The sequence below is a fragment of the Occallatibacter savannae genome, from assembly GCF_003131205.1.
GTDB classification, from domain to species: domain Bacteria; phylum Acidobacteriota; class Terriglobia; order Terriglobales; family Acidobacteriaceae; genus Telmatobacter; species Telmatobacter savannae.
Map to the genome: position 1 here is coordinate 825,650 of NZ_QFFY01000001.1, position 23,546 is coordinate 849,195.

A 23,546-nucleotide genomic window follows, 5' to 3' on the forward strand; every position below is an offset into this window, starting at 1 on the left:
GCTCGCCGGCTCCGGTCTGCGCTTCCCACTCTGATTCCCGCGTCCCAAAAGTAATCGCTGTGCCGTGCTCCTGCAGCTCGCGTCACAGGATTCTGCGCGTCTCCAGCGCTACACTCCTCGCGGCTGAACTGAGCGGCCGGGACGGTGAATCGTGGACACAGGCTACGCACTGGTTAACGTGAAGATCGCCGGCAACGTCGGAGAGATCACGCTGAACAATCCTTCAAAGCACCATGCACTGAGCACGGCCCTTATCGATGACCTGTGCGCCGCGCTGGAGGAGATGCTACTCGCCCAGGTGCGGGCTGTCGTGCTCCGCGCGCCTGCCGGAGCCAGGGTCTTCTCTTCCGGGCACGATGTGCGTGAACTGCCCACCAACGGGCGTGATCCGATGACGTACGACGACCCGATCCGGCGCGTCATCCGCATGGTCGAACTCTATCCTGCTCCCGTAATCGCCATGGTCGAAGGCACCGTGTGGGGCGGCGCGTGCGAGCTCGTCATGAGCTGCGACATCATCGTCGCAGGCGACGACAGCACCTTCGCCGTCACTCCCGCTAAGCTGGGTATGCCCTACAACATCTCCGGTGTGCAGAACTTTCTCAACGCAGGAGGCATGCCGCTGTGCAAGGAGATGCTGTTCACCGCGCAACCAATCTGCGTGCAGCGGCTCGTCGCGCAGGGCATCGTGAGCCACGCAGTTCCGCGTAGCGAACTGGAGAGCCTGACTAGAACGATTGCCGACCAGATTGCGAAAAACTCCCCGCTGGTGATCAGCCTGCTGAAAGAAGAACTCCGCCTGCTCTCGGCCTCTCACAATCTCCGGCCCGAGACCTTCGAACGCGTACAGGCCATGCGGCGACAGGTATACGACAGCGAGGACTACCAGGAAGGCATCCGCGCCTTCTTTGAAAAGCGCACCCCACAATTCCAGGGCAGGTAGTGGAACTGAATTCGGAAGCGGTTCACTTCAGACCCGGAGCGCCCAGCGAGTTGCGAATGTACTCATTCACCATCTCGACAAACGAGCCAAAGAACGCCAACACTGATCGGACACACCTCAGGTCGAGCTTCCAAATCACGCGCCTGCGTCAGACCGATGCTTGCGCGGAAGCGGAACCAGCCTGGGATAGAGCCCACCGCCCGTGCCCTGTTCCTCCAGCGCCTGGGCCAACTCCCGCGCCTCGCTCCATGCGGCGCGCAGACCACCCGAGAACACTCCCCTGCCCATCAGCAGCACGATTGCGATTCCCCAACGAATCGCGCGCGGAGCTGTGCCGTCGGGCCACAACGTAGCCAGAGACTGCGGATTCCCGCGCGCATCCGGGTGATAGACCCGCTCATCCCATCTCTGCGACCCCGCAGGGAAATGCGGATAGTGACTCACCACGTCTACTGCGGACTGCAGAACGCGGTGCTTCAAGGGCTGCGCATACTGCGGCATGAACAAGATCCGGCTCATCTTTTTGTCGCGGATCTCGCAGGCAAATTCGTCGAAGCACTCCGCGTTTGTCAGATTGATGTTGGCGTTCGGCTCCAGCGAATGACGATCCCCGCCAGACACAAGCACCATCTCCCATTGCTCAGCCAGGCTGCATGCGCTCCGGTTCTCAGCCCAGCTCCGCAGCCCATTCAGCTCAAGCGCATGTATCCACTCTCGATGCTCCCGCAGAAACGCGTTCACTGAATGCACGTGAAGATCGGCTCCAACGCCGTAAAGATCCCACATCGGGTGATTGAAGACGAATAGCACTCCAGGCTCGGCATGGAGTGCAGCCAGGATCTCCTTCAACTGCCCGTTCGTCGGATAAAGCGTGTAGGAACTCAGAATCTGCATCCACTCTGAACTCCTCGCGCTCGGCAAATTGTGCACGCCAAAATGAAATGCTTCACCGCCGAAAGGAACCGTCCACTCAAGCGAGATCGGGCAGTTTCTACTTTCGGGGCCTCCCTGCAGAGACAGGCACGCCTGAATGCTGTCGTGATCCGTAAGAGAAACCATGGCAGCGAGGCCCAGCCGTTCAATTTGCCCGCGCTCCAGATCGAACGCCAGCGTGGGGTGAGCTGGCGGCGTCCAGTAACTCAGGCCATAGTCCACGCGCATACCATGGTTGACCATGGCGCGCTGCTCGAGCCTCTCCATGAGCTGTCGCATGAAGGCGTAGCGGCTGCCAAGCACCGCGAGGAACTTCAGCGTCTCTCGCGACTGATTTGTATGACTGTGAAGGGAAACTCCCGAACGAAAACTCTTTGCCACTTCGGGATGTCGCCAACGGTAGAAAACTTCCCTGTCTTCCACTTCCCGCCCTTCCCTGCTGATCCGCGATTCAAAACAGTTGTGTTGCGCTTCCGGAGACTTAGCTGTGGCGAGTGAGTTGATCCGTCTTCTCAGTTATGCTGCTCGGTTTCAGTGGGGGAGTGAGAACAGGTGTCCATCGGTTCAATGGAAAGCTATCAGAACAGGGCTCACCATTGTCACTTACTCCGCGAAGATGAACGCATCTTCATCTTTGCGCTCGAAGTGCAAGGTACCAATCTTCGAGATGGCTGCCGTGTTACCCTCTCTGGATTCACAGCTCTTGACTCGAACATGCGAATCGCCCTCTTTACCGAGACATTTCTGCCCAAAACAGACGGGATTGTCACCACCCTTTGCCAGACCATCCGTCAGCTGCGGCAACTTGGGCATGAGGTCCTCATCTTCTCGCCGGAGGGTGGGATTCGGGAGTTTGAGGGCTTCCGGGTAGTCGGCATGAAGAGCTCAGCCTTTCCGCTTTACCCTGAGCTGCGCCTTGCACTCCCCCGCGCATCAATGCGCAGCATCCTCTCCGACTTCATGCCTGACATCCTCCACATCGCTGATCCCGCGCTTCTCGGCATCGCCGGACTTTACTACGGCGGCGGCCCGCACGGCGGGGCGCTGCACCTGCCCGTGGTCGTCTCTTACCACACGGACCTGCCTCAGTATCTTCACTACTACGGCCTCGGCTTCCTGGAGCCGCATGTCTGGAAGTTTCTGCGCATCCGCCACCGGCGGGCCGCCATCAATCTCTGTACATCAACGTTGATGGTGGCTCAGCTGCGCGAGCACGGAATCGACCATGTGGCGCTGTGGCCCGGCGGCGTGGATGCCGACCTGTTCAGACCTGAGCGCCGATCCGCAGAGATGCGCAATCGCCTGACGCAGGGGGAACCCGATGCCCCGCTGCTCCTTTACGTCGGCCGCCTATCCGCGGAGAAGAATCTCGAATCGCTGCGGGCGTGGATCGAAGGCAATCCGGGTGTGCGATTGGCCCTCGTTGGGGACGGTCCCCGGCGCACGCATCTGGAGGAGCACTTCAAAGGTCTGCCGGTGCACTTCGCAGGTTTCCTGCATAAAGAAGAACTCGCCTGTGCTTACGCCTCCAGCGACATCTTCGTCATGCCCTCGCGAACCGAAACTCTGGGCCTGGTTGTTCTCGAAGCCATGTCCTCCGGCTTGCCGGTCGTGGCCGCCCGAGCCGGCGGAATTCCAGAGATGATTCAGAACGAGGTCAGCGGCCTCCTCGTTGACACCGAGAACGAGGCAGCGATGCGCATCGGCGAACTGCTGCAATCGAAGCCCAGGAGAACGGCAATCGGAGACGCGGCCAGAACGGAGGCTTCACGCCGCACCTGGCGCTGTGCAACAAAGCAGCTCGTCGACTTCTACGAGCAGGCCATCGCCCTCTCCCAAGCCGGCCGCTCTCTCATGCAGGACTCTCAGCCCATGGGCCTGCGGGCCAGAAGTCGCAAGGCCATGGGGCGAGCCACAGTCTTTGCGCTTAGAAAGCTGCTACCTTGATTCCGTATTCGCAACTGCTCCGCTCTGAACATCGCGGGAACTCTGGGACCTTGCCGGCTGCGTTTCCCCAGCCCGGGTGATGCGATACGTCCCGTAATCGATAGTGAGAACCGCTGACCCGCCTACCCGGATCTTGGATTCACTCCGATTCTTCTCAGGAAGCCACATCCCATCCGTCTTCTCATTGATGTTCTCGATGCGGCTGCTCGAAATCCAGAACGAAGGGTTCTGTGCGGGCTCCACTTCGATCTTTGTCACAGCGAAGTCTGCGGCATCGACATACACCCGGCCGCGATACAGAAACTTGCTCTTGCGCAGAGGTTCTACTTTGAGAACGTACGCCGGCCTGCCGTCTACCTGCTCCGTTCCAGCCAGTTCGAACCTGTAGTTTGTCTCGTTCAACGCGGTTGAGGACTTATCCTTCGAAGCTTCCTCTTCGCTCTCTACCGCGCGCTTCAGTACCTTGTCGCACAGCAGCTTCGACCCGCTCTGGGAGACGATCCGGAAAGATTTGCCCGTGTCGCTGTCATAGGTAAGGTCCACATCCATCGCCGCCGCCAGGTGCGCTCCAAGCCCCTTGTACTGTACCTGGTAATGCCGGACAGCCTCGTAGTGCTTCAGTTCTTTCGACTGTCTCGCGTCGTGCTGCTGCATGCGGTCGACAATCTGCTCGACCGAAAGCGCCGTCTGGCAATGGGCCGCCAACACTGCCATCAGCAGAACCGAAACAGAACCAACAGGCATCAAGCGGGGTAAGAAGGCACCGGACATGCCACATCATATCGTGGCTGATCTGTGGCTTCCCAAATCCACCCGACAGGGGATGCTTCCGACAGTAATCGGAGGACAAAGAAACCCAGAACTACCTCTCCTGAGACGGCCGTCACAAGCGGTCGTGATTTGTCTCACATACAGTTCTCTGCTCTGGCGTCCAATCTTGCCGCGAAAAGATGATCTGGGTCACACGAGGACAGTCCGGTCCGGCAGTGGCTCAGGTTGGGAGAATGCGCTCGGATGAACATCTTCAAAGATGCTGGGCATCTGTTTCGCTTCGCAGGGCTGTTTGTTCTCGCCTTTATCGTCTTCCTCGTGGTCCGTGGCTACGTGGTTCCCAAAAGCTTCGGGCAGTACGGCCATTACCGGGGTGACGCAATGTCGGACATAGCGGCTCACCCGGTGAAGTTTGCCGGACACCAGGCCTGTGAGACCTGCCACACCGATAAGGCCGATGAGAAGAGCAAAGGCAAGCACGCGCACGTAAACTGCGAAGCCTGTCACGGCGCGCTGGCAAAGCACGCTGACGACCCCGCGGCCGTCACTCCAACGAAACCCGATACCGCAACTCTTTGCGCGCGCTGTCACACCGCCACTGCGGCAAAGCCCAAGGAATTCCCTCAAGTCAATCCCAGCGACCACTCCAATGGCGTCCCATGCGAAACCTGTCACCAGCCGCACAATCCAGCCATAGCAGACGCGGGAGGTGCCAAGTGAATCTGTCGCGCCGTCATTTCCTGGTTCTCGCTCCCGCAGCCGCCATCGCCTGGAAGGCGGTATCCGCCGGAACGCCGGAACAGTCACCCAACTACAAGACGGCCGACCACTGGTGGGGCATGCTCATCGATATTCCCAAGTGCATCGGTTGCGGAAACTGCGTCCGTGCGTGCGCAACAGAAAACGACATTCCCGATGGCTACTTCCGCACCTGGGTGGAGCGCTATCACGTTGAAGATGAGGATATGACGAATCCGCAAGTCATCTCGCCCGACGGCGGCAAGGAGGGCTTCCCTGTCGCTGCCGAAGATGCCGGCAAGTACTTCTTCGTTCCGAAAATGTGCAATCACTGTGCGGATTCTCCGTGCACGCAGGTGTGTCCGGTCGGAGCGACATTCGTCAGCCCGGATGGCGTGGTGCTCGTCGATCCGAAGTATTGCCTCGGATGCGCTTACTGCGTTCAGGCATGCCCCTACGGATGCCGATACATCCATCCCGAGAAGAAGACAGCGGACAAATGCACGCTCTGCTACCACCGCATCACCAAGGGGCTCACTACCGCGTGCTGCGAAAACTGCCCCACGGGCGCACGCCAACTCGTGGACCTGAAGAATCCAAAAGATCCGATTCACGAATTCTTGAGAACACACCCCGTACAGGTATTGAAGCCGCAGATGGCAACCGGCGCGAAGGCTTATTACAACGGGCTCGATGGATCAGTGCGGTAAACCAGTCATCAGCTGTCAGTCATCAGTTTCCAGATTTTGCAATCGCACATCTGGATTCTGGAGCGAACTGGAGACTGAAAACTGAGAACTGAAAACTGGAGTTTCTATGAATGGCGTTGAAGGTTTCATGTATCCAAACGAAATAGGCCTGCAGTGGAGCGTGCTGATTGTGCTCTATCCCTTCATCACCGGGCTGGTCGCTGGAGCGTTCATCCTGGCGTCGCTCGAGCGCGTCTTCCACGTCGAAGCAGTTAAGCCGACCTACCGGCTGGCTCTGCTCACGGCGCTCTCTTTCCTGATCGTCGCTCCTCTGCCGCTGCAGTTGCACCTCGGCCATCCCGAGCGCTCGCCCGAGATGTACTTCACGCCGCACAGCACCTCCGCCATGGCCATGTTCGGGTATGTGTACCTCTGGTATCTCATGGCCGTTCTTGTCTTTGAGATCTGGCTCGACTACCGAAAAGACATCGTTCTCCTCGCGCGGTCGTCGAAAGGCCTGCTCCGCCTGAAGTACAAAGTCATGTCGCTCGGATCCGACAACATCAATCCGCGTGCGCTGCATATCGACGAGAAAGTCGGCTGGGTGGTCACGCTCATCGGCATCCCGTCTGCGTTCCTGCTCCACGGCTACGTCGGGTTCATCTTCGGCTCGATCAAGGCCAATCCCTGGTGGTCATCCCCGCTCATGCCCGTCGTGTTCATCTTTTCGGCGATGGTATCGGGAATCGCAGGGGTCATGCTCATCTACATGGCGACCACAAAGCTTCGCGGACAGAAGATCGAGATGCGCTGCGTGGACACAATTGCGATGTACCTCTTCTACATCTTCATCATCGATTTCAGCCTCGAAATGCTCGACCTCATTCATCGCATCTACGAGGCCGATGAGTCCTTCCGTAGCCTCGATTTCCTGGTACACACCCAGCTCTACATCCCGCACATCGTCATTCAGATCATGCTGGGCACCATCACTCCTCTTGTACTGCTCTTCATCACGCAGGTCATCAAGCTGCCGGAACAGCTTCGCAAACGGATCTACGTAGTCTCCGGCTGTCTCGCCCTGATGGGCATCTTCGCCATGCGTTGGAACGTGGTAATCGGCGGCCAGCTCTTCTCCAAGAGCTTCCTCGGTTACACGACCTATAAGATGGCGCTGGTCACGCGCGAGGGTTCCCTGGTCGCGCTAGCCCTCGCCATCCTGCCGCTGTTTATCTTGTGGGCCCTGATCAAGGTACTGCCTCCGTGGATGGCTGAGCCGGCATCGCACCAGCCTGCCGGAGACTAGCAAACAGGCACCAGCAGAATGTGCGGGTGAGAAATGAACGATTCTCCCGGTACGTTGCAATCGCTTGCAGAGCGCGTCGATGATCTCGAGAAGCGGGTCCGCGCTCTCGAACATTCGCCCGAACCCACAATCGCTGTTCGACAGGACGAGCACACCCGCTCCCAGCAAATCAAGGCCGATCAACCTCCGGCAGGGGGCAGCCTTCTTCCGGTCCTCGGTCAGGCGCTGCTCGGAGTCGCAGGCGCCTACGTTCTCAGGGCGATCGCAGCATCGGGAACACTTCCCCGCTTTCCGGTCTCTGCCGTTGCAGTGGTATACGCCTTTACGTGGCTGATCTGGGCCGCTCGGACCGGCAGTGGCGCCGCACGCCAGGTGTTCGCCGCGACGGCCGCGCTGATCCTCGCGCCGATGCTTTGGGAAAATACGCTTGCGTTCCACGTCTTCACGCCGGTCGTCGCTGCCGGCGTGCTTGCCGCTTTCATGACGCTCGCTGTTGTGTTGGAGTCGACTAGCAGCGGATCGCGTAGCGTCAGTGTGGCGCAAAGCATCGCGGCATTGACGGCGGCTGCGCTCGGCTTTAGCACCCTTGAAGCTCTTCCTTTCATCACAGCGCTACTGATCGCCATCGGTGCAAGTGACTTCCTCCGTTCCCGCGAGGTCCCGCAGCCCGTGTGGCCGCTCCTTGTGCTGGTCGCTGATGCCGCCATCTCCGGGCTGCTCTTCATCTACTCAGGCCCGCCGGACACACGTGCCCTGTATCCCGTTCTGAGCATTCCGGCTCTCATTGCGCCCGCCTTGATGCTGTTTCTCCTCAACGCAGTTTCTGTGGCCGTGCGCGTGCTCGCGCGCAGGCGCACGCTGTTGATCTTCGAAGCGGTTCAGGTTTTCATCGCATTTGCTTTGACGGTCGCGTCCGTTCTCATCTTCTCCCCCACACGCGGCGCGATCCTCCTCGGGATAGGCTGCATCCTGCTGTCGGCCGCAGGTTACTTCGCAGTGTTGCGGTATCTCGCGCAGCGAGAAGAGCGGCGAACCTTCAGGATCTTTGCGGCGTTGAGCGCGGCGCTGCTGATCTCAGGATCTTCGCTGGTTGTGTCCCGTGAGCCCGCGTCCCTCGTGCTTGCGGTCGCGGGGCTCTCTGCGACGTACCTCAGCAGGCGGACGCAACCTGCGATGCTGTCGGTCCAAGGTGCCATCTTCATCGTCTCCTCCGCCGCGCTTGCCGGACTCCCCAACTATTTCTATACCGTCATCGCAGGAAGCTCAGCCGCACCTCCGCATGCGGCCGCGATCGTCGTCTCTCTCTGTCTCGTGACTGCGATGGTGTTCTCCAGCGCCTCAAGCCGGGAACGGGCGTTCGCCGCTTCGCGCATCGTGCAGACTGCAATCGGGCTGGTTGCCATTTGCGCCGTCATCGCTCTCCTCGTGCATGGGCTCATCGCCGGCGTTGGCGCTGGTATGGCGCTCGCCGCGCATCACATCGCCTTCCTTCGCACGCTTGCAATCTGCGGGGTGGCGCTTGCAGTCGCATTCGAGGGTCCGCGCTGGGGCCGCCCGGAGCTCACCCTGCTCGCCTGGACCGCGCTGGCGGGAGTCGGTTTGAAGCTCCTGCTCGAGGATATGCGTCACGGCCACATGGGCTTCGTCGCCGCCTCAATCGCCGTATTCGCCATCACGCTTATGAGCGTGCCGCGGCTCGTTCAATTAGGCGATCGAAAGCGCTCAGCCGCAGAAGCCGCAACGACAGCAAGTGAATCATCCGTCGTCTGACCCCGCTGTAGCCGCAAAAAGCAAAACCCGCCGATCCGGAAAAGATCGGCGGGTGTATCCCATCACTGGCTAGGAAAGGGCCCAGCCGGACCGATCTTGCCGCTTGATGAACTGATCGGCCTCGGGTGTGTTCTTGGCCTTCATCTTGTGCGAATCCCACTCGATCTTCTTGCCGGTGCGCAGTGCAACGCAGCCAAGCAACAGGATTTCGGTGAGCGGAGCCGCAACATCGAACCGCGAATAGCAATTCTCCGGCTTGTGCTCCTTGATCGCCACGAGCCACTCCTTCGCGTGAGCTCCCACGTCGCCCCCATCGCCCTTCTTCCCGGCGTACGGGTTGCGTGGAATACGCTCCGGATACTTCGCTAGGGCGGGGTGCTTCTTATAGTGAACGAACTTGGGATCGCCCTTGAGCTTCACGAAGAAGTTCGTTCCATAATCGTCCGGCGAGAATACCGTACCGCCTTCGCCGATGATCAAACACCCGCTGTCAGGAACCTCCCCGAGCAATGCGGTGATGTCAGCAGTCATCTCCGCTGGCGGCTTGTTGCTGTTGTCGTGCCCGCCGCGAGCTTCGGGGTTAGGCTGTCCGCCGTCGTACCACCACAGCGTCAGCGGATCGTGCTCCACCTTCCGCGAACGATGAAAGAAGCTCGGATGCTCCAGCGGCACGTGGCCCGTGCGCTTGGGGAACGCGTAACGAATCTTCGAGCCCACCGGGAACGATTCCTTGTTCATCTTGCCGAACGGCATCGCCTCAATCTCTGTCGGAGCCCCGAGGTCCAGCCCGCGGAATGGCAGGTTCACCGTGTGGCATCCCATGTCGCCGAGAGCGCCGCAGCCGAAGTCCTGCCAGCCGCGCCACGTAAACGGCTCGTACACTCCGTAATGCTTCTGCTTCGGATCGCGGCTGCCTACATAGGGCCGCATCGGAGCGACGCCAATCCACACATCCCAGTCGAGAGTCGAAGGAACCGGATCCTCTCCCTCGGGGCGATCCATCGCCTGCGGCCAGATCGGGCGATTGGTCCAGACATGAACTTCGTGCACCTGGCCGATCAGGCCGTCTTGAATGGTCTCAACCCCACGGCGCAGCCCATCGGCAGCGCTGCCCTGGTTGCCCATCTGGGTGACGAGTTTGCGGTCGTGAGCCATCTTCCGCAGGTAGCGCGCCTCGTATACCGTCTGCGTGAGCGGCTTCTGCACGAAAACCGCCTTGTTCCGCTTCATGGCCGCGGACGCAATCACCGCGTGCATATGGTCGGGAGTCGACACCGTGACCGCGTCGATCCGATCGCCCATCTGGTCCAGCATCTGACGATAGTCCTTGAAGAACTTCGCCTCGGGATACTTCTTCGTCTGGACCTCGTACGCGTCCGAACCGGCATCGACGTCGCACAGCGCAGCGATATTCTCCTCGGCACACGCATCCGTATCGCTGCGGCCCTTGCCGCCAATTCCGACGCATCCGATGTTCAGCTTGCTGTTAAGATTCTGCCCGCGCACAAGACGCGGCACGCCCAGCGCGACGGCGCCCGCGGCCATCGTTCCGGTTTTGATGAATTCGCGGCGATCAACACGAGTTGAACGTGTAGGCATAGGGGTCTCAGGAGTTTTCATTCAGACGCAACTTTTCAGGTGGTTTCGATACCACAACAGCATACTCGCCGGTCACGTAGTCAGCAACAGCCTCTTGCTGCCCATAGTTGAACTACGCTCGAAAAGCCTGGAACGCAACGAACCGATCGCCCGGCAGCAGATTCCTCGTCTTTACCGTACGAAATCCCGCCTCGCGCAACTGCCCGGCCAGTTCATCTTCCGCTGGCAGACGTCCGCAATCCGCTGTCGCGGCACCCCACAGATTCAGCGCTTCTGAACCAACACTGCCTCCCTGGCAGCAGGTCGTCAGCAGAAGAAACCCTCCGGTTTTCAGAAAGCCTGCAAGGTGTTTCAAAAGCGCCACGCGTTCATCAACTGGAAAGTAGTAGAGGTCGTTGTAGAGCGTTGCGATGTCGAAGAGCTCACTGGGAGTTTTGGCGCGGATGTCGCCCGCCTCGACGGTGACTCGGCCTTCGAGCCCCCAGTTGCTCAAATTCGTACGCGCTGCTTCCGCCACCGCAGGCTGTAGCTCCACACCAACTGCCGTGAGGGCCGGATTAACTTCCGCAGCGTGCTTCAGGTAAACGCCCGAGCCGCAGCCGATCTCAAGCAGCCGCACCGGACCCTGCTTCGGAAAGGTACGCTGAATGGCTTCAACCTGAAACGCCTCCAGAATCCGCGACGAGCGCGCAATCAGCTCCCCATCCTGATCCGCAAGCGTGAAAAGCCTTTTCTCGCGAACTCTGGGCACCGTCTCCGCGATCAGCTTGTGATGGAGCTCCGCGACCTCCTGCACCATCGCCAGCGCTGCATCATTCTTCGGCTCCGCAAGCGCCGCCGCCATACCGCGCAGCGTGTAGCCCCGCCCATCACGTCCCATCAATTTCAGTCGAACGCCCAACTGCAGCCACGCCTCCAGGGCTTCTCTGCCCTGTCCCTCCGCACCCACGTGCGCGGCAATCGCATCGAACGTCATCGGCCCATCCGCAAGCAGAGCCAGCAATCCGCTCTCTCCGGCAGCCGCCAGAAAAGCGAGTTTGTAGTAGGGTTTCAGCGCCGCCCCGATGCTAAGCAGTGGCGCAAGTCGTCCATCCCGTTGCAGATCCAGAAATGGCTTGAGAGACATCGCTGTTCATTATCGCTAGTTTGCATCAACTCACGCTTGTCGCGAGCGACCTGACTTCGGACACCTCCGCCAATCTTGTGTGACCCCCGTCATCTGGTGATGGCGGCCCATTGCTGCTATATCTTGCTTGCCACTCAGAACATTTCCTTAGCAATTGGCCACAAGGCCATGGGAAAACGCTGTCCAGCAAGGAGGATTATGCGACTGCCCGCCGCTATCTCTGCACTGCTTCTTTCGCTCACCATCTGTGCCTACGCACAGGAGACGCCCGCACCCAAGACTCAGGAAGACCAGCAGACAGTCACCGCAGGCAATTACGCCTCGGCGACCGTCTATTTCTATCGCTACAAGCAGTACGTCGGCAGCGCTCTGTCGCCTTCGGTTTACTGCGATGAGGGCGAACTGGCCCGCATGGAGAATGGCCGATATTTCGTCGCCAAGGTCGCTCCGGGCAAACACGTCTTCCGTTCCAATGACAAGCAGTCCGGTATCGAAGCGGAGTTCAAGGGCGGTCAGGAATACTACATTCGCGTTGAACTCGTGACGGGGGCATGGAAGGGTCATGGCAGATTAACTCTGGTGCAGCCGGAGCAAGGCTCCTACGAAGTGAAAAAGCTGAAGGTGCTCGACGAGGACAAGGTCAAGGATCATGACCACGTCACACCCGTCGCCGCCAGTCGATAGCTCAAGGCACAATGCCGCTGGTTCGAGTCTTCCCATGTCGTTGGTAGGCACCAGGAGGACCTCGGCGCGTTCATGGGAAGACGCCTGTTACCATGCCACTCATGAACAAGGTCTCCCCCTTTCTCTGGTTCAACGACAACGCCGAAGAAGCAGCCGAGTTCTACCTGAGTGTCTTTCCCCACGCCCGCAAAGTTTCCGAGGTGCGCTCGAAAGGCGTCGGCCCGTGGCCCGCAGGCAAATCGCCACCGTCACGCTCGAGCTCGAAGGCCAGCAGATGGTCTTCCTTAATGGCGGCCCTACATATCAACTCAACCCGGCCTTCTCCTTCTTCGTCAGCTGCGACTCGCAGCAGGAGATCGACGCGTATTGGGACAAGTTGCTCGAGGGCGGCAAGCCCATGGCCTGCGGATGGCTCACCGACCGCTTCGGGCTATGCTGGCAAATCGTTCCCCGCAACATCGGCGAGTTGATCAGCCACCCCAAGGCGATGCAGGCGATGATGGGCATGATCAAGATGGACGTGGCGGCACTGGAAGCCGCAGCACGAGAATCCTGATCGCCAGGGCGAGGATGGCCTAGTCGCGCAGATACGCTACGCCTCGCGCAGCGTCTCGATCGGGCTCACGCGGACCGCGCGCCACAGCGGGAACGCCGCCGCTGCCATCACCATCATCAGCGCTCCAGCAGCAGCGAAACCCAGCACCGCCGGATCGTGCGCCGTAATTCCGAAGACCATGCTGGCTATCCATCGCGATGCGAGCCAGCTCCCCACCAGCCCCATCGCCAGGCCGGCAGCCGCCAGCATGGCGGCTTGCCTTCCGATGCGGCGCACAATCGCCACACTTCCGGCTCCCATGGCAATACGAATCGCGATGTCCTGTCGCCGGCTGCTCACCCAGTAATTGAGAACCCCATAGCATCCAATCGCAGCCAGAAGCACAGCGATGCCCGCGAAGATCGCCAGCAGCACCGCGATGAACCGCCGCTGCTTGAGCGTCGCTCCGAGCCTCTCGTCGAAGGGCTTCAGCGACTGGATCGGAACATCTTGATCAATCAACGCGAGTGTCCTTCTCACCATCGCTGCAGCCTGCTCAGGATCACCATGCGTGCGAATCGCCACAACCATCCCCGAACTCACTCGCTGCGCCGAAGGAAAATATATCTCCGGATACGGCGCGCTATCCAGACCCATCTGCGGCACATTCCCGGCTACTCCGACAATCTCCAGCACAGGTCCCTTCATGTACGGGCCGCCCAGCTTGATGTGTTGGCCGATCGCCGATCGGGCATCCTTCCACCAAGCGTGCGCAAGTTCCTCATTGATAATGACGACCGCAGGCCCATCGGCACGATCTTCGCTCGACGGCCCACGGCCCGCAACCAGCCGAATCTTCATCGCATTGAAATACTGCGGATCAGCCACATTCAGAAGCGTCAGGGGCACATCGTCGCGCGCAGGCGTCGGCTTCTCCGCAACGGAATACCACCAGTCCCCGCAGTCACCCGCACCGGGAGGACAGTTCACAGCGCCGACAGACTCAACTCCAGGCTGCGCCCGAAGGCTGTCTTCAAGCCGGTTATAAAAGTCGAGAATCGCCGCATCGGCCTTGTACTTCCCGGAGGGCAGCTGCAACTCGAGAGCAAGCAGATCGCTGGAGTCAAAGCCCGGGCTTGCCGCCTCAGCAAGGTAGAGACTGCGCATCAGGATTCCGGAGACGAACAGCAAGACGACCGCCATCGCGATCTCCGCTACCACCAACCCTCCGCGGATTGCATGCCCCACGCGGTTGCTGCCGGCTCCCTTTGTGCTCTCCTTCAGCAGAATGGACAGGTTCACACCGCCGGAGCTGAAGATCGGTGCAAGAGCGCAGAAGAGTCCCACAGCGATCGTGACCGCCGCCGCAAACAGCAGCACCGGGACATTCAAGGTCGCTTCCGCAAGCCGCGGAATGTCGCGCGGTGCAAACTGCACCAGCAGGCGCAGACAGAAATGCGCGAGCAGAACTCCCGCCGCACCACCAATGGCCGTGATCAGCAGAGTCTCCGTCACAAGCTGCCGAGCGATACGGCTGCGCCCTGCTCCAATTGCCGTCCGGATTGCCATCTCCCTCGCACGCGTCGTCATCCGGATCAGAAGAAGGCTGGCGATATTTGCGCATGCGAGCAGCAGGACCAGAGCAACCGCACTCATTAGAATCACGAATACGCGGCCCAATCCTTCCGTGCGCTCGTCTGTAAGGAACGCGGCGTAGACGCGATGGCCGTCTTCAGGCCCGGGATCAGCCTTCGCGAGACGTTCGAGAATTGTGTTCAGGTCCGTTCGCGCCTCGGCCAAAGTCACGCCCGGCTTCAGCAGCCCCAACACGCGCATTGACCCATGTGCATCGCGCTTTGCAGCCTGCGCAGCGCTTGGGCGCAGCGGCAGGTAGTAGTCAACAGGACGGAGAAAGAAGCCCGGGTCTCTCGCGAGAACTCCGACGACCTCGTACGCGGAGCCGTTCAGCGTCAGAGTCTTGCCCACGATCTGCGGATCGGCGCCCAGAGTCTTCGCCCAAAAGCTCTCCGTTACGACTACGGTTTCCGGCTTCTCCGCCTTGTCGTCAGCCGCTGTAAACAGGCGCCCCAGCGCTGCTCGTGAACCGGTCAGCTGGAAGAACCGATTCGTCACCAGCCCTGCATGAGTCAGCAAGGCCTGTCCCCTGCCTGTCAGCGTCAGGTCGGCATTCTGAAAGCCTGCCATCCCGTCGAACGAACGGCTGTCAGACTGCCAATGCTCAAAGTTGATCCACGTGACGCTGATCCCCGTGGCCTTGGCGCTCGACTCGCCCAGCCACACCAGCCGTTCGCCCGCGGGATACGGCAGCGGCTTCAACAGAACTGCATAAACCGTGCTGAAGATCGCCGTATTTGCCCCGATCCCGATCGCAAGCGTCAGGATCACCACAAGTGAAAACACCGGCGTGCGAAAGATGCCGCGCAGCCCGTAGCGCAGGTCCTGCAGAAACGACTCGAGCCTCGGAAACTGCCAGGTCCTGTACGTCTTCTCGCGCACAGACCTCACATTCCCGAACTCCCGCCGAGCAGCCGTGCGAGCCTCATCCGGCCTCATCCCCCGCTCCAGATTCTCGTCCATCAGGAACTGGAGATGTGCATCCATCTCCTCGTCGAGTTCCAAGGCGATTGTGCTTCGCTTCCCAAACGCGTTCCGGATTTTCGACCACAGTGCGCGCATGGGCTTACCCCTCCGATGCGAGGATCTTGGCCATTGCCGTTGCGAACCGCTGCCACTTCGATGTTGCTCTCAGCAGTTCCTTCCGCCCCGCCGCAGTCAGGCTGTAGTAGCGCGCGCGCCTCCCGTTCGGAGAGGTCTTCCACTGTCCCTGAATCCACTTGCGCTGCAGAAGGCGCTGAATCGCGGGATACAGAGAGCCGTTATCCACCACGAACTCGCTGTCGGACTGCTGCTGCAGAAACAGCGAAATCCCATAGGCGTGGTTCGCCTGCAGCTTCAGGCAGCGCAGGATAAGAACCTCGAGAGTTCCCTGCAGCATCTCCAGCCTGTCCTCTCCCGGTAGATCGCCTACGGTAGACATGCTATGTGTCTACGCCGGACGGAGGCTGCCTGTCAACACGAAGAACAAATCTGATTTGGAGACCGGCCTGTTCGCCGGTTTGAATCAGCTCGCGAGCACCGCATGCGCCCTGTGCAGCTCGCGAGCCCGATCGAGCGCGGCCTGGATATTCGGCATGATGTTCTCCGGCCCAACCCGCTCCAGAAAGCGCGGATGCTGAAGCAGTTTCGAAGGCTGCTGCATCGCTCCGCACAGTAGAAGCGTCCGTCCCGACTCGGCCAGCCGCTTCGCGAAGGTCTCAATGGCATGTGTCCCCGTCGCGTCAATCGCCGTCATGTTACGCAGCCGCAGGATCACAATCGGCGCGAAAGTCTCAATATTCGCCGTCGCATCCACCAGCTTCTCCGTCGTGCCGAAGAGAAACGGCCCGTGAATGCGCAGCAGAGACACATACGGCGGAATAATTCGTCCCTGCAATGAGTGCGGCAGCCCGTCGCGAATGTAATCGTCCGTCACCGGCAGAACGGAAGTGGTCTCCGAAATTCGATAGATGTAAAGCAGCGCAGCCAGCGCGAGTCCCACGCCTACGGCCACCGTAAGATCGGCGAACACAGTCAGCCCGAACGTCACCAGCCAGACAGAGATGGCCGTGAAATCGAGATGGAAGATGGTTCCGATCTCGTGCCACTCGCCCATGTTGTACGCAACCACAAAAAGAATCGCTGCGAGCGTCGCAAGCGGAATGTAGCTTGCCAGAGGCGCAGCCACCAGAAGCACCGCCAGTAGCGTGAGCGCATGAATCATGCCCGACACAGGCGTGCGCGCGCCCGCGCGGATGTTGGTTGCAGTGCGGGCGATCGCGCCGGTCGCCGGAATGCCTCCGAAAACAGGTGACGCAAGATTGGCGATTCCCTGCGCCATCAACTCGACGTTGGGATTGTGCCGGTCGCCCGTCATCCCATCCGCCACAACCGCCGACAGCATGCTCTCCAGTGCCGCGAGCAGCGCAACCGTAAACGCTGACGGAATCAGCGGCAGGATGTGCTCCGCGTGAAACGTCGGAATCGCGAAGGGCGGCAGGCCCCGCGGGATCCCGCCGAAGCGAGTGCCGATCGTTTCCACGTGAAGATGAAACACGACCGACACCACCGTACAGACAAGCAGTGCGACGATAGACGCCGGCACGCGCCGCGTAAATCGCTGAAGAATCAAAATGATCGCGAGTGCCCCCGCTCCAAGCCCCACCGCAGCCCAGTTCAACGATGCAAAGTGAGCGATGAGCAGCCGCATGCGCGGCAAAAACTCGCTCGGCACAGCGCCCACGCGGAGCCCGAAGAAATCCTTGATCTGCGTTGAAGCGATGAGAACGGCAATCCCGTTCGTAAATCCAATCACCACCGTGCGCGGAATGAAGCGCACCGCCGCGCCCAGTCCCGTCAGAGACATCCCGACCAGGATCACGCCTGCCATCAGCGTGACCATCTCCAGCCCGCTCAGCCCAAACCGCGCGATGATCCCGCGACGATCACGACGAACGCGCCCGTCGGGCCGCCGATCTGCGTCCTCGATCCGCCGAGCGCCGAAATCAGGAACCCAGCGACAACTGCCGTATAAAGTCCAGCTTGCGGCGTCACTCCCGAAGCGATGCCAAACGCCATTGCGAGCGGCAGAGCTACCAGCCCGACCGTGATGCCGGCCAGCAGATCGTGCAGAAACATGGGTGCGGAGTACTGGCGTAGAGACACGACCAGCTTGGGCAGGTTCGGATTACTGAAAGACATCGGTCTTGCTTTCTTGCAGGAGTGTTACCTCTATTTTAGTGCGGTTTTGATTGCAGATCGCCGCATTGCGACACCCCGGGAGCGCAAGAGTAACTGCACCTCACCTCCATCGACCACGTCGAAGCACCCTCAGAAAACTAAGCCATTCTCCAGCAGCTGTGTCACAATGGCCCTCATCTATCTTGCCTGCCATGATGACAACACCGCCGCGTTCACGCCTCATCGTCTGCCTTGCAGCCACGCTCGCCGCCTGCACCGCTACCCCGTCAGCGCACGCCCGCAATCTCGAACCGATCGCCCCCGCCGCTGAACAAGCCCCAAGTCAAACCAGCTCCACTGAACTCGAAGAGATGCTCTTCGTTCAGGCCCCCGAGAACGGCATCCCCAAAGACGGCATTCACCTCATCTGGCTCCCGGAGCCCTTGCAGAAGCTTTGCCTCGGTAAAACCGCCAGCCGCTGCGCAACAATCGACTACTGCATCCGCACCACAAATAGCGACGACTCGAGATGCCGTAACCTCGGCGTCAATCTTGCTCGGATTCCGAACTATCCTCCCGGCACTCGCCCCGCCCGCATGATCAGTCTCACGTTGTTCAAGATCCGCGAGTACAACGGAAACGGCTACGGCAAGCTGCAGGAGTTTTACAAGAGCCTGCCTCCTGCCTCCCTCAACCGGCTCTCACTGAACGCCAGGGTCAAAGCGCGAATCCAATTCACCCGCAAGCCCGACGACGATGACTTCAACCTTCTCCAGATCCTCGCGGTCGGCGACACACACTGATTTGTGACGAATCGCAACGCTGCTCGTCCCTGACCCCTTGCACTTCGACAAGACCCTCGTCTATTCTCCTGTCGAAGTAGAAGGGGAACAGATTGACGGATCGCATCGAACTTCCCCAGGGAACCCTGGACCTCCTCATCCTCCGCACCCTCCAGCCAGGCGCGCAGCACGGCTGGGCCATCTCAGAGCGCGTACAGCAGGTTTCAAGCGATGTGCTCAGCATTCAACAGGGCTCGCTTTACCCCGCCCTGCACCGGCTCGAGCGCCGCGGGTGGATCAAGGCGAAGTGGGGCACCTCCGACAACAACCGCCGCGCCAAGTACTACGAATTGACGCCGCGCGGCAAAAAGCAGCTTGAGGTTGAAACCGAAGCCTGGCGCAAGCTCACCGCCGCCGTCGGCCAGGTGCTGGAAGGTGCATGATGCTCGACGACCTGCGTTTTCGAACACGCTCTCTTCTCCATCACAGCCAGATGGAAAACGAACTCGACGAGGAGCTTCGCTTTCACTTCGACAAACAGGTTGAGAAGTTCATGAGGTCAGGAATGTCGGAAGACGAAGCAAAGCGACAGGCACGGCTCGCCTTTGGTACGCAGGAGAAAGTGAAGGAAGACTGCCGCGAAGCACGAGGCACCAGCTTCCTCGAACTCACGGTCGACGACGCCCGATACGCTGCACGTCAGCTCATTGCCAATCCCACATTCGCGCTCGTGATGATCGCTACCCTCGCCCTCAGCATCGGCGCCAACAGCGCCATCTTCAGCGTCATCAATGGCGTGATGCTCAAGCGATTGCCGTACCCGCAGCCGGAGCGCCTCGTCCGCATTTTCCTGTCGTCCAAGGAGTTTCCGAAATTCTCCCTGAACCCGTGGGATTTCCTGGATTTCCGCGCGCGCAATCGCTCGTTCGAATCCATAGCCGCCTTCACGCGCGGCGACGTGCAGCTTTCCGGCGAAGGCGAGCCCATCCGGCTCAATGGCTTCGGCATTACATCAGGCTACTTCCGCGTGCTCGGCATTCAGCCGGAGATCGGTCGCGAATTCGATTACCAGGCGGAAGTACCTGGCAACGGACTTCAGGTCGTCATCAGCGATCGCCTGTGGCGCACGCGTTTCGGCGCAGACCCGAGCGTAATCGGCCGCAAGGTCACCTTGAATACGCAGCCCTTCACCATCATCGGCGTCATGCCGCGCGGCACGGAGCACCCCGGCAACACGTATCACGCGGTAGCCTATGGCGAAAGTGTCGACGTATGGTGGCCGTTTTCCTTCGCGGGCAATTCTAATAACCGCGGTTCGCACTTCATTGAAGGTATCGCTCGCCTGAAACCTGGTGTCTCCGTCAATCAAGCCGGCGCCGACATGAATGCCGTGATGCAGCAGATGGCTCGTGAGCATCCCAACGGCGACAGAGGATGGACTGTGCTCGTCGTTCCGCTCTTCTCAGAGGTCGTCGGATCCACACGGCAATTGCTCTTCGTGCTGCTCGGCGCGGTTGGCATTGTGCTCCTCATCGCCTGCGTGAACGCGGCAAATTTGCTTCTGGCGCGCGCTTCGGCTCGCCAGCGCGAAATCGCCGTGCGGCTGGCGATGGGCGCACCACGCATCCGCGTTGTGAGGCAGCTGCTCACGGAAAGCCTCCTCATCTCGGTGATCGGCGGCGCGGTCGGGCTCGCTCTGGCGTTCGGTGGTGTCCGGGCTCTCGTCGCCCTGCTGCCCTCGGACTTCCCTCGCGCGCACGACATCCACGTCAGCGGTCCCGTGTTCCTGTTCACCCTTATCGTCAGCGTCCTTACCGGGATCCTCTTCGGCCTCGCTCCTGCAATGCAGGCTTCCCGGACAGATCCCAGGCAGGGTCTGCAGCACAATACGCGCACCAGCACCGCGAGCCGCAATCAGGGCCGCATTCGCAGCGCGCTCGTCATCGCAGAGGTCGGCCTGGCTTCTGTCCTCCTCATCGGCGCAGGTCTGATGCTCCGCACCTTCCTCAACCTTCTGCATCTCGACCCCGGCTTTCAGGAAGATCACGTTCTTACCGCGAGCATCTCCCTGCCCCACAATCGCTACAACGCCGGCGAATTGACAGCGCAGTTCTACGATCGCCTTGCCGCGAAGATCAACGCGCTCCCCGCCGTCGTAAGCGCCGGCGCAGGCAGCGATCTGCCCTGGACCGGCTACGACGAGAACACTGGCTTCACCATCGAGGGCAAAAGGCCTGCTGAAAATGAAGGAAACCATGCTCGCTATCACATGGCCACCCCCGGCTACTTCAGCGCGATGGGCATCCCGCTTCTCGAAGGCCGACTCTTCACCGAAGGCGACAACAAGCACGCGCCGCAGGTGCTGATCATCAACCGCGCAATGGCTCAGAAATATTGGCCCGGCTCAGATGCAGTCGGCAAGCGCGTCAGCTTCGACGACAATCCGAAGAAAGACACCGATTGGCTGAGAGTGGTTGGCGTTGTCGGCGATGTAAAGGACCAGCCGAACAGCACCGCCGCGGAACCTGCCTTCTGGATGTCGGAGTACCAGTCCTCGCAGCCCGACATGTCCATCGCTTTGCGAACCCAATCCGATCCGCGGCAAGCTGCCGACGGGCTGCGCAGCGCCATCCACAGTCTCGATCCTGAGCTCGCTGTCGCTGACGTGAAGTCGATGGATCAGGTAGCAGATGCTTCCATCTCAACGCCGCGGTTCACGTTCGCACTGGTTGGCCTCTTTGCAGGTCTCGCAATCCTACTCGCGGCCATCGGTGCCTACGGCGTCATCGCATACACAGTTGCCCAACGCACACCTGAGTTCGGATTGCGCCTGGCGCTTGGCGCGCAACGAGGCGCTCTGCTGAGAATGGTTCTCGCGCAGAGCGCCCGACTAGCCATACCCGGCATCATCCTGGGAGTCCTGCTCGCCATTAGCTTCGGCCGCGTTCTGCAGACTCTGCTCTTTGGCGTGCGACCAGCCGACCCCATGATCCTGGCCAGCGTCACTCTCCTGGTTCTGATCGTTTCGCTGCTTGCATCCTATGCCCCCGCCCGCCGCGCCGCCCGCGCCGACCCAATGAGCACGCTCAGAGCGGAATAGCAAACGGGGACCTGGGGAGTCGTGTCTTACCAACCCGCTCCGTAGGCCACCACCTGCGCGGTGCCGATCGGGAACGTTCCATCCGCCGGGATTGCATTAGAGCCCGTGAGTCCGAAAACCCCATTCAGAGCGCTCGCAGCCCACGGGTCGAGCGTCAATCCGACACCCTTCAGCGCCAGCCTGTTTTCGTTGAGATGAAGCGGCAGCGAGAAGCCGGCGGGCAGCTTGATGTCAAACAGCGGATAACGTCCGATGAGCTTTCCGTTCACGACGACAAGCCCGGTGATGACCGGCTTGCCCGTTGTGTCGATGATGTAGCTCTGCAGCGCTACCTTCGTTGTGCCCGCCTTCAGGGTCAGACCGCCAGAGTGCAGAATGTTGCCGGCTGCTGTATCCAGGTCGATGGCGCCTCCCGTCACCGGAAACGTCGCTGCTCCGTCTTCGACTTCAGTTGGGAAGACACGGCCTACAGAAACATTCAGAGAACTGAGTGCGCCGGTGAATGTGCTCGAAAGCTTCACGGTCGTGCGCCCCGTGAAGAGTGTCTTTGTCTGCTGTGCCGACGCACCGGTCGAAACGACCGCGATGGCTACCGCTGCAATGATGCTGGGGAATGCAGTTTTCAATCTCATGTGTTCAATCCTTCTCAAGCTGATTTGCGGGCCAGACTTTCGGTATCGCTTCAACAAGTGTTGGCCTCACGCAAAATGGAGGTTAGTAGCTGCTCAGCTTGATTGGGAAGGGTTCGGTCTCTGCCGCTTTGGCCCAGCTACAAAGATTGGGCAACATTTGCGCTCCACTGAAAATGGCGGTCCGCTTCACCTGAATGCAATGGTTCGGCGAGCCTAAGCCTCGTGGGCAGTCGGCACATGGGGCTGCGGGATCAGCTCCGTTACCGCGATCCCAGCGAGAATGAGAACGGCACCGACGGCTGGAACCATCCCCAGCCGCTCTCCTGTGACCACAAAAGACGTGATCCACGCGAAGACGGGCTCCAGCGCCAGGATCAGCGCCATCGGCGTGGTGGGCAGAATCGACTGGGCCCAGCTCTGGATGGAGAACGCCGCAGCCGTCGCCAGTGCCGCGGCCACAATCAGAGCAAAGATCAGCCGACCCGTCACGTGCACATGAGGATGCTCGATCAACGGCAGGCTTAGCCCCATAAACAAGGCGCAAAAGCCCACCTGCAAAATAGCTAGAGGCTGAAACGAAATACGAGGCGATGTATGCCCCAGCGCGATGCAGTGAAGTGCGAACGAGATCGCACAGCCCAGGGTCAGAACGTCTCCGACGTTGATCGAGGAGAAGTCCGGCAGAAACGACGCCAGCGATCCCGAGGCCCCGGCAGCCGGCGGAGCAGTAATCAGCACGATTCCCGCGAATGCCATCGCCCCACCTGCAAACGCGTTCCATCGTGGAGCGCGCGCTCCAGGAGGCCTGAGCGCAGGCGGAATCGAAAACAGCGGGACCAGAACGACAACCAGCCCCGTGATAAACGCCGACTTCGAAGGAGTGGTCCGGACCAGGCCGATCGTCTGGAACTGATACCCGGCCGCGAGACACAGTCCCACCAGTGCACCCGCCGCGATCTGTGATCGCTTGATCGACCCCCACGCCCGGTGGTATCCGACCGCGAGCAGCACGAATGCCAGCGTCATGCGGATCAGGTTGAATGCCACCGGCGTTGCGTCGCTCAACGCGCCTTTGATGACGACAAACGTCGACCCCCACACAGCGACCACCAGCGTCATCAGGATGTATGCGCGAGCTTTCATCTCAGATCCAGAGTTTGGGGTACCCCATCCTGAACGCGTCTTTTGCGTTTA

The 23,546-nt window shown here is 60.3% G+C and carries 21 protein-coding genes and 1 pseudogene; 12 read left to right on the forward strand and 10 right to left on the reverse strand.

Annotation, left to right across the window (positions count from 1 at the left end; all coding sequences use genetic code 11):
• The first annotated feature begins 151 nt into the window (after positions 1-151).
• The gene (scpB, locus tag DHV10_RS03640) at positions 152-943 is read left to right on the forward strand and encodes a methylmalonyl-CoA decarboxylase (RefSeq protein ID WP_204101311.1); all 792 of its coding nucleotides are present in this window, start codon (positions 152-154) and stop codon (positions 941-943) included.
• A 135-nt stretch (positions 944-1,078) separates the two neighbouring features.
• Here scpB and DHV10_RS03645 read toward each other — a convergent pair whose 3' ends face one another.
• Positions 1,079-2,257, reverse strand: a complete 1,179-nt coding sequence (locus DHV10_RS03645; RefSeq protein ID WP_204101312.1) for a hypothetical protein — start codon at positions 2,255-2,257, stop codon at positions 1,079-1,081.
• Between the two features lie 333 nt (positions 2,258-2,590).
• Here DHV10_RS03645 and DHV10_RS03650 point away from each other — a divergent pair, with 333 nt between their 5' ends.
• Positions 2,591-3,823: a glycosyltransferase family 4 protein gene (locus tag DHV10_RS03650; RefSeq protein ID WP_109485689.1), complete on the forward strand. Its 1,233-nt coding sequence runs from the start codon at positions 2,591-2,593 to the stop codon at positions 3,821-3,823.
• Here the strand turns inward: DHV10_RS03650 and DHV10_RS03655 are convergent.
• Complete coding sequence (locus tag DHV10_RS03655; protein ID WP_162601166.1) at positions 3,815-4,537, reverse strand: LolA-like protein; 723 nt, start codon at positions 4,535-4,537, stop codon at positions 3,815-3,817. The genes DHV10_RS03650 and DHV10_RS03655 overlap by 9 nt on opposite strands.
• 300 nt (positions 4,538-4,837) lie before the next feature.
• On the opposite strand from DHV10_RS03655, the gene DHV10_RS03660 reads away from it, so the two are divergent.
• From DHV10_RS03660 to DHV10_RS03675, 4 genes are all read left to right on the forward strand, one after another.
• Complete coding sequence (locus DHV10_RS03660; RefSeq protein ID WP_109484935.1) at positions 4,838-5,314, forward strand: multiheme c-type cytochrome; 477 nt, start codon at positions 4,838-4,840, stop codon at positions 5,312-5,314.
• Positions 5,311-6,042 (forward strand): 4Fe-4S dicluster domain-containing protein, encoded by a 732-nt coding sequence (locus DHV10_RS03665; RefSeq protein WP_204101313.1) that lies wholly within the window; start codon positions 5,311-5,313, stop codon positions 6,040-6,042. Before DHV10_RS03660 ends, DHV10_RS03665 begins: the two co-directional genes overlap by 4 nt.
• Before the next feature lie 106 nt (positions 6,043-6,148).
• Positions 6,149-7,327 carry an NrfD/PsrC family molybdoenzyme membrane anchor subunit gene (gene nrfD, locus DHV10_RS03670; RefSeq protein ID WP_109484937.1) on the forward strand — a complete coding sequence of 393 codons (1,179 nt, stop codon included), beginning with the start codon at positions 6,149-6,151 and terminating at the stop codon, positions 7,325-7,327.
• 33 nt (positions 7,328-7,360) lie between these two features.
• On the forward strand, positions 7,361-9,097 hold the full coding sequence (locus DHV10_RS03675; protein WP_109484938.1) for a hypothetical protein: 1,737 nt from the start codon (positions 7,361-7,363) through the stop codon (positions 9,095-9,097).
• Between the two features lie 69 nt (positions 9,098-9,166).
• Here the strand turns inward: DHV10_RS03675 and DHV10_RS03680 are convergent, their stop codons facing one another.
• Both DHV10_RS03680 and DHV10_RS03685 read right to left on the reverse strand, forming a co-directional pair.
• Positions 9,167-10,696, reverse strand: coding sequence for a Gfo/Idh/MocA family protein (locus tag DHV10_RS03680; RefSeq protein WP_239461271.1), 1,530 nt, complete (start codon positions 10,694-10,696; stop codon positions 9,167-9,169).
• Between the two features lie 112 nt (positions 10,697-10,808).
• Entirely contained in the window at positions 10,809-11,822 is a 1,014-nt protein-coding gene (locus tag DHV10_RS03685; RefSeq protein ID WP_109484940.1) for an SAM-dependent methyltransferase, read from the reverse strand.
• A gap of 198 nt (positions 11,823-12,020) precedes the next feature.
• Between DHV10_RS03685 and DHV10_RS03690 the strand changes: the two genes are divergently transcribed.
• From DHV10_RS03690 to DHV10_RS03695, 3 genes and pseudogenes are all read left to right on the forward strand, one after another.
• Complete coding sequence (locus DHV10_RS03690) at positions 12,021-12,506, forward strand: DUF2846 domain-containing protein (RefSeq protein ID WP_162601167.1); 486 nt, start codon at positions 12,021-12,023, stop codon at positions 12,504-12,506.
• 101 nt (positions 12,507-12,607) lie between these two features.
• Positions 12,608-12,661: pseudogene (locus DHV10_RS27920) on the forward strand (VOC family protein); the annotation flags it as partial.
• A gap of 68 nt (positions 12,662-12,729) precedes the next feature.
• A complete protein-coding gene (locus DHV10_RS03695; RefSeq protein ID WP_275425887.1) occupies positions 12,730-13,062 on the forward strand; it encodes a VOC family protein in 333 nt (110 codons plus the stop codon).
• A gap of 36 nt (positions 13,063-13,098) precedes the next feature.
• Here DHV10_RS03695 and DHV10_RS03700 read toward each other — a convergent pair whose 3' ends face one another.
• The 4 genes from DHV10_RS03700 to DHV10_RS27930 form a co-directional block, all read right to left on the reverse strand.
• A complete protein-coding gene (locus DHV10_RS03700) occupies positions 13,099-15,738 on the reverse strand; it encodes an ABC transporter permease (RefSeq protein ID WP_109484942.1) in 2,640 nt (879 codons plus the stop codon).
• 4 nt (positions 15,739-15,742) lie between these two features.
• Positions 15,743-16,099, reverse strand: coding sequence for a PadR family transcriptional regulator (locus DHV10_RS03705; protein ID WP_109484943.1), 357 nt, complete (start codon positions 16,097-16,099; stop codon positions 15,743-15,745).
• Positions 16,100-16,183: 84 nt separating this feature from the next.
• Positions 16,184-17,548 carry a SulP family inorganic anion transporter gene (locus DHV10_RS27925; RefSeq protein ID WP_275425888.1) on the reverse strand — a complete coding sequence of 455 codons (1,365 nt, stop codon included), beginning with the start codon at positions 17,546-17,548 and terminating at the stop codon, positions 16,184-16,186.
• A 23-nt stretch (positions 17,549-17,571) separates the two neighbouring features.
• Positions 17,572-17,859: a SulP family inorganic anion transporter gene (locus DHV10_RS27930; protein WP_275425889.1), complete on the reverse strand. Its 288-nt coding sequence runs from the start codon at positions 17,857-17,859 to the stop codon at positions 17,572-17,574.
• Between the two features lie 191 nt (positions 17,860-18,050).
• Here DHV10_RS27930 and DHV10_RS03715 point away from each other — a divergent pair, with 191 nt between their 5' ends.
• The 3 genes from DHV10_RS03715 to DHV10_RS03725 all read left to right on the forward strand — a co-directional run bounded on the left by DHV10_RS03715 (position 18,051) and on the right by DHV10_RS03725 (position 21,720).
• Positions 18,051-18,641: a hypothetical protein gene (locus DHV10_RS03715; RefSeq protein WP_109484944.1), complete on the forward strand. Its 591-nt coding sequence runs from the start codon at positions 18,051-18,053 to the stop codon at positions 18,639-18,641.
• Between the two features lie 92 nt (positions 18,642-18,733).
• On the forward strand, positions 18,734-19,063 hold the full coding sequence (locus tag DHV10_RS03720) for a PadR family transcriptional regulator (protein WP_109484945.1): 330 nt from the start codon (positions 18,734-18,736) through the stop codon (positions 19,061-19,063).
• Positions 19,060-21,720 carry an ABC transporter permease gene (locus DHV10_RS03725; protein WP_109484946.1) on the forward strand — a complete coding sequence of 887 codons (2,661 nt, stop codon included), beginning with the start codon at positions 19,060-19,062 and terminating at the stop codon, positions 21,718-21,720. Before DHV10_RS03720 ends, DHV10_RS03725 begins: the two co-directional genes overlap by 4 nt.
• 26 nt (positions 21,721-21,746) lie before the next feature.
• On the opposite strand, the gene DHV10_RS03730 is transcribed toward DHV10_RS03725, so the two are convergent.
• A complete protein-coding gene (locus DHV10_RS03730; RefSeq protein WP_109484947.1) occupies positions 21,747-22,352 on the reverse strand; it encodes a hypothetical protein in 606 nt (201 codons plus the stop codon).
• A gap of 213 nt (positions 22,353-22,565) precedes the next feature.
• Entirely contained in the window at positions 22,566-23,495 is a 930-nt protein-coding gene (locus tag DHV10_RS03735) for a DMT family transporter (RefSeq protein ID WP_109484948.1), read from the reverse strand.
• Positions 23,496-23,546 lie beyond the last annotated feature (51 nt).